The organism is Mesorhizobium sp. USDA 4413, from assembly GCF_056280365.1.
In genome coordinates, this window is record NZ_JBVPRP010000001.1 from 697,671 (window position 1) to 714,344 (window position 16,674).

The window sequence follows — 16,674 nt, forward strand, 5'->3', positions numbered from 1 at the left end:
AAGGCTTCTCTAGCTTCTCCGCCGCGTGATGGCGAGGCTCGCCCGATGTTTTTGGCCGACCTTACGAATTTGTAAGAGCGCGGACAGGCTGCGGTGATTTCGCCTGTCTAGCCTGACGATCGCCGCCATTTTCGAGCGGAGACCGGAAATGAACATCGCCATGACCGCAACGATCATCGAACACGATTTCGAATTGAACCGGGTCCCGGACGTCACCGTCGATTTCTGGCTGATCAAGATCATGGCGGTGACCATGGGCGAGACGGCGGCCGATTATCTCGCCGTCAATCTCGGCCTCGGCCTTACCGTCACGTCGCTCATCATGACAGGCATTCTGATTGTCGCGCTCGTCCTGCAGTTTGCGCAGAAGCGCTACGTGCCCTGGGCGTATTGGCTCGCCGTGGTCCTGATCAGCATCGTCGGCACCCTGGTCACCGACAACCTCGTCGACAATTTCGGCGTGCGGCTGGAGACGGCGACGATCGTCTTCTCGGTCGTGCTGGCGCTGACTTTCATCGCCTGGTACGCCGCCGAAAAGACCCTGTCGATCCACACCATCGTCACCACCAGGCGCGAGATCTTCTACTGGCTGGCGATCCTCTTCACCTTCTCGCTCGGCACCGCTGCCGGCGACCTGGTGGCCGAGCGTTTCGACCTGGGTTATCTCACCACTGGCCTCATCTTTGGCGGCGTGGTCGCCGTGATCGCGCTTGCCTGGTTCTTCCTCAGGCTGAACGCCATCCTGGCCTTCTGGCTCGCCTATATCCTGACCAGGCCGTTCGGCGCCTCCTTCGGCGACCTGCTCTCAAAGCCCGTGGAATATGGCGGCATGGGCTTCGGCGCCACCGCCACCAGCTTGACCTTCCTCGGCGCTATCGTGGTCATCGTTCTTTACATGACCCTCAAGAGCATGATCGACGAGGACGACCTTGCGCTGCTCGACTAGTGGCACTGGGATTGACCGGTCGGCTGTTTGCGTTGGCAGGTGGCATACGTTGGAGGTTAGCCGAAAACGCCCATCAGATCGTCATTCTAGGGCGGAGCAGGAGCGAAGCTCCGTCGCGAAGACCCTAGAATGACGAGGTTGGGCGGCTTCAACCGATCCCAGTGTTTGCGCTGATTTCACGGAAATAATGGAAAATCTTACACCAAGACAAACGGCAACCTTTCAAAATCCCTGTGTCGGGGAACTGGGGCGCCGAAAAGCGTGGAATGGGTTTCGGACCGCGTCGTGCCTGTCGCTAAAACGGCTCTCTCAAAAATGTGTAGCGGTTTTCGGTCTGCAAGCGCGTAAAGACAGATGGTCGGTTCGGAGCCGCATCAACGAAGACTATCAGCCAAGAAAAAGCCGCAGCCGGCGCTACCATGCCGGTGAGGTTGAGGCGGCAAGGACAGCACGGGGCGATGCGACTTCTGCTTGTTGAAGACGATCCGAGAACCGCCGACTATATCGTCAGGGGACTGACCGAGGCCGGCCACGTCTGCGATTTGCTGCGCGACGGCCATGACGGCCTCTTCGCCGCGACCCGCAACGCCTATGACGTGATCGTCGCCGACCGCATGGTTCCGGGCCTCGACGGCCTGTCGATGATCAAGGCGGTGCGCGCAGCCGGCATCCGCACGCCGGCCATCTTCCTGACCTCGATCGGCGGTGTCGACGACCGCGTCGAGGGCCTGGAAGCCGGCGGCGACGACTATCTGGTCAAGCCCTTCGCCTTTTCCGAGCTGCTTGCGCGCATAAACGCGCTCGGCCGCCGGCCGGCGGCGCAGGAGCAGAAGACGGCTTTGCGCGTCGCCGATCTCGAGATGGACCTGATTCAGCGCCGCGTGACCCGGCAGGGCCAGCTGATCGATCTGCAGCCGCGCGAGTTCAGCCTGCTCGAAGTGCTGATGCGCGGCGAGGGCCGCGTCATCACCCGCACCATGCTTCTGGAGCGCGTCTGGGATTTTCATTTCGATCCCAAGACCAGTGTCGTCGAGACGCATATCAGCCGGCTGAGAGCCAAGGTCGACAGGCCCTTCGACGTGCCGCTGATCCACACCGTGCGCAACACCGGCTATAGCCTGCATGTTCCGGCCTGAAGCGGTTCGGCATTGATGGATTTGCGGACGGAAAACCGCTATGCGCTTTTCCTGGAATTGCCGCAGGAGGTTTGAACGCATGTGCGGCTCTGGGATCGGCGCGTCGCCGGCCATAGGTTTGGGATGAGCGAGACGCGCTCCAACCTGCTGCGCAGCACGCCGTTCAGGCTGGCGCTGACCTTCGCCTTCCTGTTCCTGCTGGCCTTCATCCTGTCGGGCGCGATCGTCTATCAACTGATGAGCGCCTCGCTCGCCAGGCAGCTCGATCAATCGATCAAGGAGACCTATTCGCTCATCGCCGCGACTTATGCCGAGAGCGACGAAGAGGATCTCACCACCGCAGTGAGGGACCATGCCCAGTTCAGCCAGGACAAGGATGAGATCTTTTCCCTCACCGACAAGAACGGTAACCGCCTCGCGGGTGATTTCACCGCATCCGGCCTGCCGGAGGGCTTTTCCATGTTCGCCGCCGACTTGCCGGGTGTGTCGCCTGGTACCGAGTATCGCGCCTATTCCGGCACGGTCGGCGGCAACAATTTGACGGTCGCCTTCTCGCTTTCGGAAACCGAGGATCTCGAAAGGATCGTGTTGATGAGCTTCGGCTGGGCGACGCTCTTCATCACCGGCCTGGCGGTCGGCGGCGGCGCCGTGCTTGCCTCGCGCGTCCAGCGGCGCCTCGACGGCATCGCCAGCACCATGGTCGACGTCTCGCATGGACGGCTCGATGCGCGCATTCCGCTGATAGGCAATGGCGACGACATCGACGCCGTCTCGGCCCAGGTGAATGCGGCGCTCGAGCGCCTCTCGGCCTTGGTCGACGGCATGCGGGAAGTGAGCGCCAACATCGCCCATGATCTCAAGACGCCGCTCAACCGGCTGCAGATGATCCTCGAATCCGCGGCCGACAAGACGGCATCGGGCGAGAACGTCTCGACCGAGCTGGCCGACGCCCGCGCCGAAAGCCAGCAGATCAACAGCACCTTCGACGCGCTTCTTCGCATCGCCCAGATCGAGGCCGGCGCCCGCAAGGCGCGCTTCGTCGATCTCGATGTCGGGCCGATCGTCGAGACCATCGGCGAAGTCTATGCCGATGTCGCCGAGGACGACGGCAAGTCCCTGTCCACGGTGATCGTTCCGGAGACGAAATGGTTTGTGCACGGCGACCGCGACCTGCTCATGCAGATGCTGGCCAATCTGGTCGAGAACGCGCTCAGGCATTGCCCGCCGGGCACCGCGATCGAGCTGTCGGTGACCGGCGGAGGCGGCCATGTCCTCGTTCACGTCAATGACAATGGCCCAGGCATCCCCGCCGAGGAGCGCGAAAAAGTGTTCCGCCGACTCTACCGGCTGGATGCCAGCCGCACCACGCCGGGCAGCGGCCTGGGCTTGAGTCTCGTCAAGGCGGTGGCCGACCTGCATGGCGCCGCGATAATGCTCGAGGACCGCAATCCGGGTCTCGGCGTCACCGTCAGCTTTCCGGCCGTCGTGTGCGCCTGATGATCCGCTACCGCGCGGCGGCCGCACGGCGGAAATCGGAGGGCGACATGCCGGCGAGCTTGCGGAACGATTTGTTGAAGGCGCTGAGCGAGCCGAAGCCCGATTCCATGGCGACCCTCAGCACATTGGCGTCCTCATGCATCAACAGCGCCTGCGCGTAGCTCAGACGCAACAGATTGACATATTCGTTGAGCGTCATGCCGGTCGATTTCTTGAACAGGCTCATCGCATATTTGGGATGGATGTCGGCGGCCGCGGCGATGGTCACGCAGTCGATATCGTAAAGGAAATTCTCAGCGATGAAATCGCACATGCGCCCGACATTGCGCGAGGATTGCTGGTCGAAAGCATTGCCGGCGCCTTGCCCGGCCAGCCTTTCCGGCACCAGCCGGTAAGGCTCGAAGCGCACCCGCTCGAGCCGAAGCAGCAGCTCGTTGACGGCATGCTCGGCCTTGGCCGGATCGCCCGAGCGCGCATATTCGTTCCAGCGCTTGAAATTGTCGTTATCCGACTGGTCGGTGGCGTTGGTCACCAGCGTCGCGCCGGTCATCAGCCTGTGGCGTATGTCGGCCGGCAGGTGCAGGCGGAAGAAATGCACCAGCGGCAGATGCGCGCCGGCATAGATCGCGTCGTCGGAAAGATCGTCCATCTGGTGCGGCAGGCCGCCCCAGAACAGGCACATCTCGCCGGCCGACAGCGCGATTTCGTGCTCGGCCATGCGGTAATGCACCGAACCCTGCACGATGAAGTTCACCTCCACCTGGGCGTGCCAATGCGGCTTCAGCATCACCAGCGGGTGGTTGTGGAACATCTGCAGCATGAGCGGCAGTCCTTCGACACTGCTCGCGCCAGGCTGGTAGAAGGGACGCTCCGGCATCTTACTTTCCGCCAACTTCTTATTCCCTTCGTCGGGGACAAGCCTTCCGCGCCGCATAGTCTAGCCACGCTCACGGTGAGAGAGCAAATGAAATGGGAGGATTTCAATGCGCACTACACTGACCTGCGCCGCGCTTATGCTTGCCCTGGGTTCCGGCCCGGCCCTGGCGCAGTCCGGCGAAATCACCATCTGGAGCTGGAACATCGCCGCCTCGTCGCTGAAGGCAACGGTCGAGGGCTTCAACAAGAAATACCCCGACATCAAGGTCACGGTTCAGGACCTCGGCAACCAGCCGACCTATGACAAGTCGATCGCCGGCTGCGCCGCCGGCGGCGTCGGCCTGCCGGACATCGTCTCGATCGAGAACGGCGAGGCCGAGAACTACTGGAGCCAGTTTCCCGACTGTTTCGTCGACCTGCACACGCTGGGCTACACGGCGGAAGACCAGAAGAAATTCCCCGATTTCAAGCGCACCGAGCTCGAAGTCGGCGACAAGGCCTATGCCATGCCCTGGGATTCCGGCCCGGTCGCCGTCTTCTATCGCCGCGACTTCTACGAGAAGGCCGGCGTCGACCCGGCCTCGATCAAGACCTGGGACGATTTCATCGCCGCCGGCAAGAAGATCCAGGCCGCCAATCCCGGCGTGTCGATGACCAATGCGGATTTCAACGGCGACACCGAGTTTTTCCGCATGATCTCCAACGAACAGGGCTGCGGCTATTTCGCCGAGGACGGCCAGTCGATCACCGTGGCCGAGCCGAAATGCGTCGACGCCATGGCCAAGGTCAAGGAGATGAAGGACGCCGGCATCGTCTCGTCGGCCGACTGGTCGACCAAGATCACCAACAACACCGCCGGCACCGTCGCCAGCCAGGTCTATGGCGGCTGGTACGAAGGCACGATCCGCACCGAATCACCCAAGGAGAGCGGCAAATGGGGCGTCTATCTAATGCCCAGCCTGACCGCCGACGGCCCGCGCGCGGCCAATCTCGGCGGCTCGTCGCTCGCCATCACCTCGGCCTCGAAGAACAAGGAAGCGGCTTACGCCTATTTGAAATACACGCTGGAGACCAATGAGGGCCAGATCACCATGCTGAAGGATTTCGGCCTGGTGCCGTCGCTGATCTCGGCGCTCGACGATCCTTACGTCTCGCAGCCGCAGCCCTATTGGGGCGGCCAGGCCGTCTGGAAGGACATCCTGGCGACGCTCCCCAAGGTGGTGCCGAGCCGCGGGACGCAGTTCCAGAGCGACGCCGAGATCATCCTGCGGGCCGTGCAGACCAAATATCTGGCCAACGGCTATCCCGACGCCAAGGCCGCGCTCGATGACGCCGCCAAGCAGATCGCCGCCGCGACCGGCCTGCCGGTGAAGTAGAGCGCCGCTTTCCCTTCTCCCCTTGTGGGAGAAGGGAAAGACAGAGAAAGGAGGAAGCCAATGCGCACGCAGAACGCCACCGCGTACCGCTTCCTCACGCCTTACCTTCTGATCTTCGCCATCTTCTGGATCTGGCCGATCATCTCCTCCTTCCTGATTTCCTTCCAGGCGACGCGCACCGTGCCGTGGCGCTTCGCGCCGAGCTTCAACTGGGGCCGCCTGATCGGCGACCCTGCCTTCTACAATGCACTGAAGAACACGCTTCTGATCCTGGTCATCCAGGTGCCGGTGATGATTGCGCTGGCGATCGTCATGGCGGTGCTGCTGAATTCGCCTCTGTTGAAGGCGCGCGGCCTCTACCGCTTCGCCTTCTTCGCCCCGGTGGTTGTCGGCGAGGTCGCCTATTCGGCGGTGTTCCGGCTGATGTTCAGCCTCGATTTCGGCATCATCAACAAGCTCCTGGAGAGCGTCGGCCTGGAGAAGATCGACTGGTTCTCCAACGTCACGCCGGCCATGGCGGTGATCATGATCGCGGTGACCTGGCGCTGGGCCGGCTACAACGCCATCATCATCCTGGCCGGCCTGCAGTCGATCCCGGAGGACGTCTATGAAGCGGCGACGCTCGACCGCGTCAGCAAGCTGAAGCAGTTCTTCTACATCACGCTTCCGTTGCTCAAGCCCGTCATCGTCTTCTGCGCCGTGCTGTCGATCATCGGCACCATGCAGCTCTTCACCGAGCCCTTCCTGATCACCGAGCGCGGCGGCCCGGGCGGCGGCACCGAGACGCTCGGCCTCCTGCTCTACCGCCAGGGTTTTCGGTCACTCAATTTCGGCTATGCCTCGGCCGTCGCCTACACCATGGCGGGCCTCGCCATCGCCATCACTTTGGTGCAGCTCTGGCTGACGAGGGAACCGAAATGACCTCGCGTTCGCAAGCAAGGCTCGGGCGCAGCATCCTGCTGCATCTTTTCCTGACGCCGCTGGCGCTGATCTGGCTGTTTCCGCTGTGGATGATGGTGGTGTTCTCCACCATGCCGGACAACGGCATCTTCAGCCCCGGCATCGAGCTTCTGCCGCAGGACAATTTCATCGACAATTTCAACAATCTGCAGCGGGACACCAATTTCATCGGCGCCATCGGCATCTCGGTCTCGGTGGCGGTGACCTACACGGTGCTTTCGGTGCTGCTCACCTCGATGGCCGGCTGGGCGCTGGCGCGCTACGAATTCCACGGCAAGGGCGCGGTGGTCGCCATCATCTTCGGCACCATCACGCTTCCCTACGCCGTGGTCCTCATCCCGCAATTCACCATGGTGGCGCGCGACTTCGGCCTGGCCAACACCTGGATCGCCCTGATCGTGCCGCCGCTCTTCAATTCGCTCGGTGTGCTCTTCATGCGCCAGGCCTTCTCGATGATGCCGGCCGAATTGTTCGACGCCGCCCGCGTCGAGGGCGTCAAGGAATGGCGCATCTTCCTGTTCGTGGCGCTGCCGCTGGCCCGCCCGATGCTGGCCGCGCTTGCGATCATCCTCTTCCTCGCCTCGTGGAACAACTATCTCTGGCCGCTGCTGATCAACAGCCAGCCCGGCGCGATGACGGCGCCGGTGGCGCTCGGCACGCTGGTCGGCCTCACCAAGGTCTCCTGGGGCGGCATCATGGCCGGCGCGGTCATGCTGACCGTGCCCATGCTCATCGTCTTCGTGCTGTTGCAGCGCCATTTCATCGCCGGCATCGCCGCCGGCGCGGTCAAGTAGGAAGGAGCGCGATGGCGGCCGTCACCCTCACCAATGTCGTCAAGCGCTTCGGCGTCTTCGAAGTCGTCCACGGCGCCAACATCGACATCGCCGATGGCGAGTTCGTCGTCTTCGTCGGCCCCTCCGGCTGCGGCAAGTCCACGCTGCTCAGGATGGTCGCCGGGCTGGAGGACATCAGCGGCGGTAAGATCGCCATCGGCGGCAAGGTGATGAACGACGTCGAGCCTGCCGACCGCGGCATCGCCATGGTGTTCCAGTCCTACGCGCTCTATCCGCACATGACGGTGGAGCAGAACCTCTCCTTCGGCCTCAGGATGAATGGCAATCCGAAGGCCGACACCGATCGCCGGGTGAAGCGCGCGGCGGAAATCCTGCGCATCGACGAATTGATGCAGCGGCGCCCGAAGCAATTGTCCGGCGGCCAGCGCCAGCGCGTCGCCATCGGCCGCGCCATCGTGCGCGAGCCGCAGGTGTTCCTTTTCGACGAGCCGCTCTCGAACCTCGACGCGGAGCTCAGGGTACAGATGCGGGTCGAGATCTCGCGCCTGCACAAGGAGCTCGGCGTCACCATGATCTATGTGACGCACGACCAGACCGAGGCGATGACGCTGGCCGACCGCATCGTGGTGCTCAAGGCCGGCAATGTCGAGCAGATCGGCGCGCCGCTCGACCTTTATGATGACCCGGCCAACCGTTTCGTAGCCGGCTTCATCGGCTCGCCGAAGATGAATTTCCTCAGCGCCAAGGTCGTCGAGACGTCCAACAGCGCCGCGACTGTCGAGCTCGTCAATCACGGCGGCGCGCGGTTGCGCAAGCCGCTCTGCGACGCCTTTCCCGCCATCGGCGCCGAGGTCGTGCTCGGCGTCAGGCCGGAACATTTCTTCGAGGCCGGCGAAGGCGATTGCGACATTCCGGTCAAGGCCGATGTCGCCGAGCATCTGGGCTCGGTGAGCTATGTCTATGCCAATGCCGGAGCCGAGGAGCTGATCGTCGAGCGCGAGGCCTCGCGCCAGCGCGCCAGCGGCGATCATTTCACGGTCTCGATCAAGGCGGAACGCGCGCTGCTCTTCGACAAGCAGGGCGCGAGGATCCGCTGACCCGCAATTTTTCTTTGCCGGCATGCCAGGCGTGCCGGCGACCCATGGAGAATTCGATATGACATCCAGGAAAATCCGCTGGGGCATTCTCGGGCCCGGCAGCATCGCAAAGTCCTTCGCCGGCGGCGTGGCGGGGTCGCGCACCGGCACGCTTGAGGCGCTCGGCGCCCGCAACCCCGCCAAGCCGGGCCTTGCCGACACCTTTCCGGGCGCGCGCATCCTCGACGGCTATGACGCGCTGCTCGCCGACGAGAATGTCGACGCTGTCTACATTTCGATGCCACATCCCGGTCACGCCGAATGGGCGATCAAGGCCGCCGAGGCCGGCAAGCACGTGCTATGCGAAAAACCGCTGGCGCTCACCGCCTTCGAAGCCGACGCCATGATGCATGCCGCGCGCAAGGCCGGCACATTTCTGGGCGAAGCGTTCATGTACCGGCTGCATCCGCAGACCCGGCAGCTGGTCGAGCTGATCAAGTCGGGCGCCATTGGCGAGGTCCACATGATCAAGTCGAGTTTCGGTTTCGCCATGCCGCGCTTCATGCCGGAGCACAGGCTCTACGCCAACGAGCTCGCCGGCGGCGGCATCCTCGATGTCGGCGGTTATCCGGTGTCGATGGCGCGGCTGATTGCCGGCGCCGCGGCGGGGCAGCCTTTCGTCGAGCCCGACAAGGTTGTTGGCGCCGCCCATCTCGGCCGGTCCGGCGTCGACGAATGGGCTTCCGCTTTGCTCCATTTCCCCGGCGGCCTCGTCGCCGAAATCTCCTGCAGCATCTCGCTCGATCAAGACAATGTGCTGCGCATCTTCGGCACCAAGGGCCGGATCGAGGTGCCCGATTTCTGGTTCGCCGGTGGCAACCGCGATGTCGGACCGGGCCGGATCGAGGTGATCCGGTCCGGGGCGGCTCGCGAGGTGATCAGCCTCGACGAGACCCGCCACCTCTACTCCTTCGAGGTTGATGCCGCCGGCGAGGCGATCCTCGCCGGACGGCAGGAATTCGCCTGGCCGGGCATGTCCTGGGCCGACAGCCTGGGCACGCTGCGCGTGCTCGACAAATGGCGGGCCGCCATCGGCCTCGAATACGAGATCGAAAAGCCGGCTAAGCGCGTCAACACCATTGCCGGCCGGCCGCTGCGCAGCGATGGCAAGGCCATCGGCAAGCGTGACATTCCGGGCCTGCCGCGCGCCGTATCCCGGCTGGCGCTCGGCTTCGAGGATTTCCGCACCTTCTCCTCCGGCTCGATCCTGCTCGACGCCTATTTCGAGGCCGGTGGCAATCTGTTCGACACCGGCTTCGTCTACGGCGCCGGCTACACCGAGACGCTGCTTGGCCAATGGCTGAAGAATCGAGGCGTGCGCGAGCAGTCGGTGATCATCGCCAAGGGCGCGCATTCGCCGCTCTGCTATCCCGATGTGATCGGCAAGCAGCTGGCCCAGTCGCTCGACCGGCTGCAGACCGACCATGTCGACATCTATTTCATGCACCGCGACAATCCGGACGTGCCGGTCGGCGAGTTCGTCGACGCGATGGACGCCGAGGCCAAGGCCGGCCGCATCCGCGGCTTGTTCGGCGGCTCCAACTGGACGATGGAGCGCATGGACGAAGCGATCGCCTATGCCGAGAAGAACGGCAGGCAGAAGCCTGGCGCGCTGTCCAATAATTTCTCGCTGGCCGAGATGCTGGAGCCGATCTGGGCGGGCTGCGTCACCTCGTCCACCGACGCCTGGAAGGCCTGGCTGACGGCGAGGCAGATGCCCAACTTCGCCTGGTCGAGCCAAGGCCGCGGCTTCTTCACCGACCGCGCCGGCCGCGACCGGACCGACAATGAGGAACTGGTGCGGGTCTGGTACTCGGAAAAGAATTTCGGCCGCCGCGACCGCGCCATCGAGCTGGCGCGCAAGCTCGGCAAGAGCCCAATCCATGTTGCGCTGGCTTACGTGCTGGCGCAGCCCTTCCCGTCGGTCCCGCTGATCGGCCCGCGCACGTTGGACGAGTTGGACGACAGCCTGAAGGCCCTGGATATCAAGCTGACGCCGGAGGATGTGGCATGGCTGGACGAGGGGCCGGAGAGAAGGAGGGCTTAGCGCCGACGCTGGAGGCTGGCGAAACCCGCCGCGACGGCCAATCCCCCCCTTGCGGGGGGATCAGCAGCTTCGCCGCCCCGCCGACATCTCAGGCCCCCTTCACCGATCCACCCTCGTCGACAAAATAATCGACGACGACGTCCGCTCCACCCCGTCCATCGCGCCGATCTTGTCGAGCAGCGCGTCGAGATCCCGGATCGACGGCGCGTCGACAATGACGATCATGTCGAAATTGCCGCTCACCGAATGGACCGTGCGAACCGGCGCCATCGCCGCGAGACTGCGCACCACCTTGTCGGCAAGCTTCGGCGTGACGGTGAGCAGCACATGCGCCTTGACCAGCCCCTGCTCGTAATCTGGCGACAGCCTGACCCCATAGCCCTTGATGATGCCGCGCTGCTCCAGCCGCTCGATGCGGCTCTGCACCGTGGTGCGCGACACGCCGAGCTGGCGCGCGAGCTCGGCGGTCGAGGCCCGCGCATTGGCGCGCAGCAGGGTGAGCAGGGCTTGTTCGGCTTCGGTGATCATTTCGACGAAACTCTTCGGCAAATCGCTTGAAGTTCAGCTTCATATTGCCAGATTCCACGCTTCCTTTCGACAGGCAAGCTGCGATGATTCCCGCCAATCGAATTGGCCCAAATCAGGATTGGCAGGGGTATTGACCATGAAGAGCATCGTTGTCGTCGGCGCCGGCAAGATCGGCTCGACCATCGCCGAAATGCTGAGCGCTACCGGCGACTACCACGTCACCCTCGTCGACCGCTCAGCCGCCCAGCTTGCCGCCGCCGAATTGCCGGCCGGCGTCGAGACCCGCGAGCTTGACATCGCCGCCGCGGGCGACCTCGAAAAGGTGCTTGCCGGCAAATTCGCCGTGCTAAGCGCCGCTCCCTTCCACCTCACCACCCGTATCGCCGAGGCGGCCGCCGCCACCGGCGGTCATTATCTCGACCTCACTGAGGACGTGGTCTCGACCCGCCGGGTGAAGGAACTGGCGCGTGACGCCAAAACCGCCTTCATCCCGCAATGCGGTCTGGCGCCGGGCTTCATCTCGATCGTCGCCAACGACCTCGCCAGCCGCTTCGACACGCTGGAAAGCGTGCGCATGCGCGTCGGCGCGCTGCCGCAATATCCGTCGAACGCGCTGAACTACAACCTGACCTGGAGCACCGACGGCGTCATCAACGAATATTGCGAGCCCTGCGAGGCGATCGTCGAGGGCGAGCTGATCGAAGTGCCTCCGCTGGAGGAGCGCGAGGAGTTCTCGCTCGACGGCGTCACCTACGAGGCCTTCAACACCTCCGGCGGCCTCGGCACTTTGGCCGAGACGCTGAAGGGCAAGGTGCGCACGCTGAACTACCGCACCATCCGCTATCCCGGCCATGCCGCGATCATGAAGGCGCTGCTCAACGACCTCGGCCTGCGTCACCGCCGCGACGTGCTGAAGGACATCTTCGAGAGCGCCCTGCCGGCGACGCTGCAGGACGTGGTCATCGTCTTCGTCACCGTCTCCGGCCGCCGCAACGGCCGCCTGCTGCAGGAGACCTACGCCAACAAGATCTATTCGCAGCGCATCGGCAACATCGTGCGCAGCGCCATCCAGATCACCACCGCCTCCGGCATCTGCGCCGTGCTCGACATGCTGGCCGACGGCTCGCTGCCGGCGAAGGGTTTCGTGCGCCAGGAAGACATCGCGCTCGACGCCTTCCTCGCCAACCGTTTCGGCCGTGCCTACGCCCAGCACGAAATGGTGAGCCGACTGGCGAGCTGAGGAGCTTCACGCCTTTTCCTCTCCCATCGCGCCTTGCTCTCCCTCGTCGACCGGTTCGCGCCTTTCCTCTCCCCCCTCGATCGGAGGAGAGGTGTCGAGCGAAGCTCGACGGAGTGGGGTCGACCGGCGCCGGCGGTTGTTGCGGCAGAAGGGGGGAGCTAAACATGCAGCGCGTGGCCGAGCGCCTTCAGCGCCGCTTCCTGGAAACCTTCGCCATGCGTCGGATGCGTGTGGATCGTCCCGGCGATGTCCTCGAGCCGCGCGCCCATTTCCAGCGCCAGGCCAAAGGCCGCCGCCAATTCCGATACGCCCTGCCCGACCGCCTGGATGCCCAGCACCAGATGATTGTCGGCGCGCGCAACGACCCGCACGAACCCATCCTCGCCCTGCTTTGTCATGGCCCGGCCGTTGGCGGCGAAGGGAAAATGGCCGATCTTGATCTCGCCGGCGAGCGCCTTCGCCTCGTCCGGTGACAGCCCCGCGGTGACCAGCTCCGGGTCGGTGAAGCAGATCGCGGGAATGGCGCGCTTGTCCCAGCTTCTTTTATGGCCGGCGACGATCTCGGCCACCATCTCGCCCTGCGCCATGGCGCGGTGCGCCAGCATCGGCTCGCCGGTGACGTCGCCGATCGCAAAGATGCCGCGCATCGAGGTGCGGCACTGGTCGTCGATGCGGATGAATTTTCCCGCCATGTCGAGATCGATCTGCTCCAGCCCCCAGCCTTCCGTGAGCGGCTTGCGCCCGACCGTGACCAGGATCCTGTCCGCCGCGACCTTGCTATTATTTCCGTCGGCCGTCTCGATCAGTAGCGCATCGCCCTTGGTCGAGAGCCCCTTGGCTTTCGCGCCGGTCATCACCTCGAAGCCGAGCTCACCGAGCCGCTTCAGCACCGGCCGGACGAGTTCCGCATCATACTGCATGAGCACACGCGGCAGGGCTTCGACCACGGTAACCCTGGCGCCCATCTTGGCGAAGGCCATGCCGAGCTCGAGCCCGATATAGCCGCCGCCGACGACGGCGAGCTTCTCCGGCACTTCGCTGAGCGCCAGCGCTTCGGTCGACGAGATCACCGGACCGCCGAAGGGCAGGAACGGCAGTTCGATCGGCGCCGAGCCGGTGGCGATCACCACGGTTTCGGCACGGATGACTTGCGTCCCGGTCTCGGTTTCGACCTCGACGGTCTTGCCGTCGCGGAAGGTCGCCCAGCCCTGCACGGTCTTGACCTTGGCCTTCTTGAGCAGGCCCGCCACGCCGCTGTTGAGCCGGCTAACTATACCGTCTTTCCATGCTATGGTCTTGGTCAGATCGAGCGTCGGCGCACCGACCTTGATGCCGAGCGGATCCTTGCCGCCGGCAATATGCGCGATCTTGCCGAACTCTTCGGCGGCATGGATGAGCGCCTTGGACGGGATGCAACCGACATTGAGGCAGGTGCCGCCCGGCCTGCCGAACTCGACGATGACCGTATCGACGCCGAGCTGCCCGGCGCGGATGGCGCAGACATAACCACCCGGCCCGGCGCCGATGACGAGCAGCTTGCAGGAGATTTCTTTCATGACGTGACCCTTCGATCCGAGGAAACGTTCCGTCGAGATCCTTCGCGCCCCCCTCTGTCCTGCCGGACATCTCCCCCACGAGGGGGAAGATTAGAAGCTTCGGCGCCTCGCTCATTCCGGGAGCGCTGGTGATTGGCGAAAGCCGGCTTGACGGCCAATCTCCCCCCTTGTGGGGGAGATGCCTGGCAAGGCAGAGGGGGGCGCTGTCCCGCCGACATCTCTATCGTCCCGCCTCCTTCAATCCACGAAGATCAGCGCCGGCGTCTCCAGCAGCGCCTTGATCCGCTGCACGAACACCGCGGCATCCCAGCCGTCGATGACGCGGTGGTCGAAGCTGGACGACAGGTTCATCATCTTGCGCGGAATGAACTGCGTGCCGTCCCACACCGGCCGCACCATGATCTTGTTGACGCCGACGATCGCCACTTCCGGATAATTGATGACCGGCGTCGTCGCCACGCCGCCCATGGCGCCGAGCGAGGTGATGGTGATGGTGGAGCCGGACAGTTCCTCGCGGCTTGCCGTGCCGGCCTTGGCCGCATCGGCCAGGCGGTTGACCTCCGCTGCGCAATCCCAGAGATCGCGCGCCTCGGCATGTTTCACGACCGGCACCACCAGCCCGTTCGGCGTCTGGGCGGCGATGCCGATATGGATGCCTTCATGCTGGTGGATGATGCCGGCATCGTCGTCGAACAGCGCGTTGAGGTTGGGCTGCTCGCCGACCGCCTTGACCATCGCCCGCATCAGGAAGGGCAGCAGCGTCAGCTTGGGCCTCTCTAGACCACTCTTGGCCGCCCGCTTCTCCTTGTTGAGCGTCGCGCGCAATTCTTCCAATGCCGTGACGTCGATCTCCTCGACATAGGTGATGTGCGGGATGCGCGATTTGGCGAGCGACATCTTTTCGGCAATCTTACGCCGCAGCCCCACGACCTTGATGTCCTCGACGCCGTCCTTCTGGGCAAGCCCGGAGGCACGGGCGAGTTGCGGGCCCCGCGCGAGGAACGCGTCGATGTCCTCATGGCTGATCCGTCCCGCCGGACCGCTGCCCGGCACCTGGCGCAGATCGATGCCGGCCTCCTTGGCGCGCAGGCGGACGGCAGGCGAGGCCAGCGGCTTCTCGCCTTCCGCGCGCGGCGCGCCGGAGACGGAGGCGGGGCGCATGGCTTTCGGCGGGGCTGCTGGCGACACCTTAGCCGGCGGGTCGGCTGGCTTTGGCGCCGCGACCGCCGCCGGCGACGGTACCGCCTCGGCCGGCTTAGTCGCTGCCTTCACCTCCGGCGCTGGCTCGACTGCAGCCTTCACATTGCCTTCGCCGGCCACCTTCAGCCGCACGATCGGCGAGCCGATCGCCACCGTGTCGCCGATCTCGGCGCCGAGCCAAAGGATCTCGCCGTCGACGGGGGACGGGATCTCGACGGTCGCCTTGTCGGTCATGACGGCGGCCAGCACCGTATCCTCGCGCACGAGGTCGCCGACCTTGACATGCCATTCGACAAGCTCGGCCTCGGCGACGCCCTCGCCGACATCGGGAAGCTTGATGACGTGCTCGCCCATCTCAGGCCTCCTCCTAAGCTTCCAACGTTTCGACGAGCGCGCGCCCGACCCGCGCCGGGCCGGGGAAATAGTCCCATTCCTGCGCATGCGGATAGGGCGTGTCCCAGCCAGCGACCCGCGCCACCGGCGCCTCCAGTTGGTAAAAGCAGTTTTCCTGCACCAGCGAGACCAGCTCGGCGCCGAAGCCGGAGGTCAGCGTCGCCTCATGCACGACGACACAGCGGCCGGTCTTCTTCACCGAGGCGACGATCGTGTCGAGGTCGAGCGGCAGCAGCGTCCTGAGGTCGATCACCTCGGCGTCGATGCCGGTCTCTTCGGCCGCGGCCTGCGCCACATAGACCATCGTGCCGTAAGCGAGCACGGTGACCGCCGATCCCGGCCTGCGGATCGCCGCCTTGCCGAGCGGGATCGTGTAGTGGCCGTCGGCGACCTCGCCGAGCTCATGCTTCGACCATGGCGTCACCGGCTTGTCATGGTGGCCGTCGAACGGGCCGTTATAGAGCCGCTTCGGCTCGAGGAAGATCACCGGATCCGGATCCTCGATCGCCGCGATCAGCAGCCCCTTGGCGTCGTGCGGATTGGAGGGCACGATCACCTTCAGGCCGGAGACATGGGTGAACAGCGCTTCCGGGCTCTGGCTGTGCGTCTGGCCGCCGAAAATGCCGCCGCCGGTCGGCATGCGCACCACGATCGGGCAGGTGAAGTCGCCGTTCGAACGGTAACGCAGCCGCGCCGCCTCCGATACGATCTGGTCGTAGGCCGGATAAACATAGTCGGCAAACTGCACCTCGACACAAGGGCGCAGTCCGTAGGCGGCCATGCCGATGGCCGAACCGACGATGCCGGATTCGCTGATCGGCGCATCGAAGCAGCGGCTCTTGCCGTATTTGGCCTGCAGGCCTTGCGTGGCGCGGAAGACGCCGCCGAAAAAGCCGACATCCTCGCCATAGACGATGACCTGGCTGTCGCGCCCCATCGAGACGTCGAGCGCGTCGCGGATCGCCTCGATCATGGTTTTTCTCGGCATG

Annotated in this window: 14 protein-coding genes; 9 read left to right on the forward strand and 5 right to left on the reverse strand. The window is 64.5% G+C overall.

Features of this window, described 5'->3' with window-relative positions; genetic code table 11:
- Positions 1-148 precede the first annotated feature (148 nt).
- From ACVMIM_RS03555 to ACVMIM_RS03565, 3 genes are all read left to right on the forward strand, one after another.
- On the forward strand, positions 149-946 hold the full coding sequence (locus ACVMIM_RS03555; RefSeq protein ID WP_476110469.1) for a COG4705 family protein: 798 nt from the start codon (positions 149-151) through the stop codon (positions 944-946).
- 458 nt (positions 947-1,404) lie between these two features.
- Positions 1,405-2,082, forward strand: a complete 678-nt coding sequence (locus ACVMIM_RS03560) for a winged helix-turn-helix domain-containing protein (protein WP_041000520.1) — start codon at positions 1,405-1,407, stop codon at positions 2,080-2,082.
- 123 nt (positions 2,083-2,205) lie between these two features.
- Positions 2,206-3,579 carry a sensor histidine kinase gene (locus ACVMIM_RS03565; protein WP_476110471.1) on the forward strand — a complete coding sequence of 458 codons (1,374 nt, stop codon included), beginning with the start codon at positions 2,206-2,208 and terminating at the stop codon, positions 3,577-3,579.
- A gap of 7 nt (positions 3,580-3,586) precedes the next feature.
- On the opposite strand, the gene ACVMIM_RS03570 is transcribed toward ACVMIM_RS03565, so the two are convergent.
- Positions 3,587-4,456 (reverse strand): helix-turn-helix domain-containing protein, encoded by an 870-nt coding sequence (locus ACVMIM_RS03570; RefSeq protein WP_476110473.1) that lies wholly within the window; start codon positions 4,454-4,456, stop codon positions 3,587-3,589.
- A gap of 106 nt (positions 4,457-4,562) precedes the next feature.
- Here ACVMIM_RS03570 and ACVMIM_RS03575 point away from each other — a divergent pair, with 106 nt between their 5' ends.
- From ACVMIM_RS03575 to ACVMIM_RS03595, 5 genes are read left to right on the forward strand one after another with little or no spacing between them, the layout of a single operon-like run.
- Positions 4,563-5,831, forward strand: a complete 1,269-nt coding sequence (locus ACVMIM_RS03575) for an ABC transporter substrate-binding protein (RefSeq protein WP_041000522.1) — start codon at positions 4,563-4,565, stop codon at positions 5,829-5,831.
- Between the two features lie 60 nt (positions 5,832-5,891).
- Positions 5,892-6,752, forward strand: coding sequence for a carbohydrate ABC transporter permease (locus ACVMIM_RS03580; RefSeq protein ID WP_476110475.1), 861 nt, complete (start codon positions 5,892-5,894; stop codon positions 6,750-6,752).
- Positions 6,749-7,585 carry a carbohydrate ABC transporter permease gene (locus ACVMIM_RS03585; RefSeq protein WP_476110476.1) on the forward strand — a complete coding sequence of 279 codons (837 nt, stop codon included), beginning with the start codon at positions 6,749-6,751 and terminating at the stop codon, positions 7,583-7,585. Before ACVMIM_RS03580 ends, ACVMIM_RS03585 begins: the two co-directional genes overlap by 4 nt.
- A gap of 11 nt (positions 7,586-7,596) precedes the next feature.
- Positions 7,597-8,682, forward strand: a complete 1,086-nt coding sequence (locus ACVMIM_RS03590) for an ABC transporter ATP-binding protein (RefSeq protein WP_476110478.1) — start codon at positions 7,597-7,599, stop codon at positions 8,680-8,682.
- A gap of 58 nt (positions 8,683-8,740) precedes the next feature.
- Positions 8,741-10,768, forward strand: coding sequence for an aldo/keto reductase (locus ACVMIM_RS03595; protein WP_476110480.1), 2,028 nt, complete (start codon positions 8,741-8,743; stop codon positions 10,766-10,768).
- Between the two features lie 99 nt (positions 10,769-10,867).
- Here ACVMIM_RS03595 and ACVMIM_RS03600 read toward each other — a convergent pair whose 3' ends face one another.
- Positions 10,868-11,296, reverse strand: coding sequence for an Lrp/AsnC family transcriptional regulator (locus ACVMIM_RS03600; protein ID WP_476110482.1), 429 nt, complete (start codon positions 11,294-11,296; stop codon positions 10,868-10,870).
- A 136-nt stretch (positions 11,297-11,432) separates the two neighbouring features.
- Here ACVMIM_RS03600 and ACVMIM_RS03605 point away from each other — a divergent pair, with 136 nt between their 5' ends.
- A complete protein-coding gene (locus ACVMIM_RS03605; RefSeq protein WP_476110484.1) occupies positions 11,433-12,536 on the forward strand; it encodes a saccharopine dehydrogenase family protein in 1,104 nt (367 codons plus the stop codon).
- A gap of 158 nt (positions 12,537-12,694) precedes the next feature.
- Here ACVMIM_RS03605 and lpdA read toward each other — a convergent pair whose 3' ends face one another.
- The 3 genes from lpdA to ACVMIM_RS03620 form a co-directional block, all read right to left on the reverse strand.
- The gene (gene lpdA / locus ACVMIM_RS03610) at positions 12,695-14,092 is read right to left on the reverse strand and encodes a dihydrolipoyl dehydrogenase (protein WP_476110486.1); all 1,398 of its coding nucleotides are present in this window, start codon (positions 14,090-14,092) and stop codon (positions 12,695-12,697) included.
- Between the two features lie 237 nt (positions 14,093-14,329).
- Positions 14,330-15,646: a dihydrolipoamide acetyltransferase family protein gene (locus tag ACVMIM_RS03615; protein WP_476110487.1), complete on the reverse strand. Its 1,317-nt coding sequence runs from the start codon at positions 15,644-15,646 to the stop codon at positions 14,330-14,332.
- Between the two features lie 13 nt (positions 15,647-15,659).
- Positions 15,660-16,673, reverse strand: a complete 1,014-nt coding sequence (locus tag ACVMIM_RS03620) for an alpha-ketoacid dehydrogenase subunit beta (RefSeq protein WP_278049812.1) — start codon at positions 16,671-16,673, stop codon at positions 15,660-15,662.
- Between the last annotated feature and the right edge of the window lies 1 nt (position 16,674).

Coding starts and splice junctions, on each gene's coding strand:
- ACVMIM_RS03555 (WP_476110469.1), top strand. CDS start 149: ATGAACATCGCCATGACCGCAACGATCATCGAACACGATTTCGAATTG.
- ACVMIM_RS03560 (WP_041000520.1), top strand. CDS start 1,405: ATGCGACTTCTGCTTGTTGAAGACGATCCGAGAACCGCCGACTATATC.
- ACVMIM_RS03565 (WP_476110471.1), top strand. CDS start 2,206: ATGAGCGAGACGCGCTCCAACCTGCTGCGCAGCACGCCGTTCAGGCTG.
- ACVMIM_RS03570 (WP_476110473.1), bottom strand. CDS start 4,456: ATGCCGGAGCGTCCCTTCTACCAGCCTGGCGCGAGCAGTGTCGAAGGA.
- ACVMIM_RS03575 (WP_041000522.1), top strand. CDS start 4,563: ATGCGCACTACACTGACCTGCGCCGCGCTTATGCTTGCCCTGGGTTCC.
- ACVMIM_RS03580 (WP_476110475.1), top strand. CDS start 5,892: ATGCGCACGCAGAACGCCACCGCGTACCGCTTCCTCACGCCTTACCTT.
- ACVMIM_RS03585 (WP_476110476.1), top strand. CDS start 6,749: ATGACCTCGCGTTCGCAAGCAAGGCTCGGGCGCAGCATCCTGCTGCAT.
- ACVMIM_RS03590 (WP_476110478.1), top strand. CDS start 7,597: ATGGCGGCCGTCACCCTCACCAATGTCGTCAAGCGCTTCGGCGTCTTC.
- ACVMIM_RS03595 (WP_476110480.1), top strand. CDS start 8,741: ATGACATCCAGGAAAATCCGCTGGGGCATTCTCGGGCCCGGCAGCATC.
- ACVMIM_RS03600 (WP_476110482.1), bottom strand. CDS start 11,296: ATGATCACCGAAGCCGAACAAGCCCTGCTCACCCTGCTGCGCGCCAAT.
- ACVMIM_RS03605 (WP_476110484.1), top strand. CDS start 11,433: ATGAAGAGCATCGTTGTCGTCGGCGCCGGCAAGATCGGCTCGACCATC.
- lpdA (WP_476110486.1), bottom strand. CDS start 14,092: ATGAAAGAAATCTCCTGCAAGCTGCTCGTCATCGGCGCCGGGCCGGGT.
- ACVMIM_RS03615 (WP_476110487.1), bottom strand. CDS start 15,646: ATGGGCGAGCACGTCATCAAGCTTCCCGATGTCGGCGAGGGCGTCGCC.
- ACVMIM_RS03620 (WP_278049812.1), bottom strand. CDS start 16,673: ATGCCGAGAAAAACCATGATCGAGGCGATCCGCGACGCGCTCGACGTC.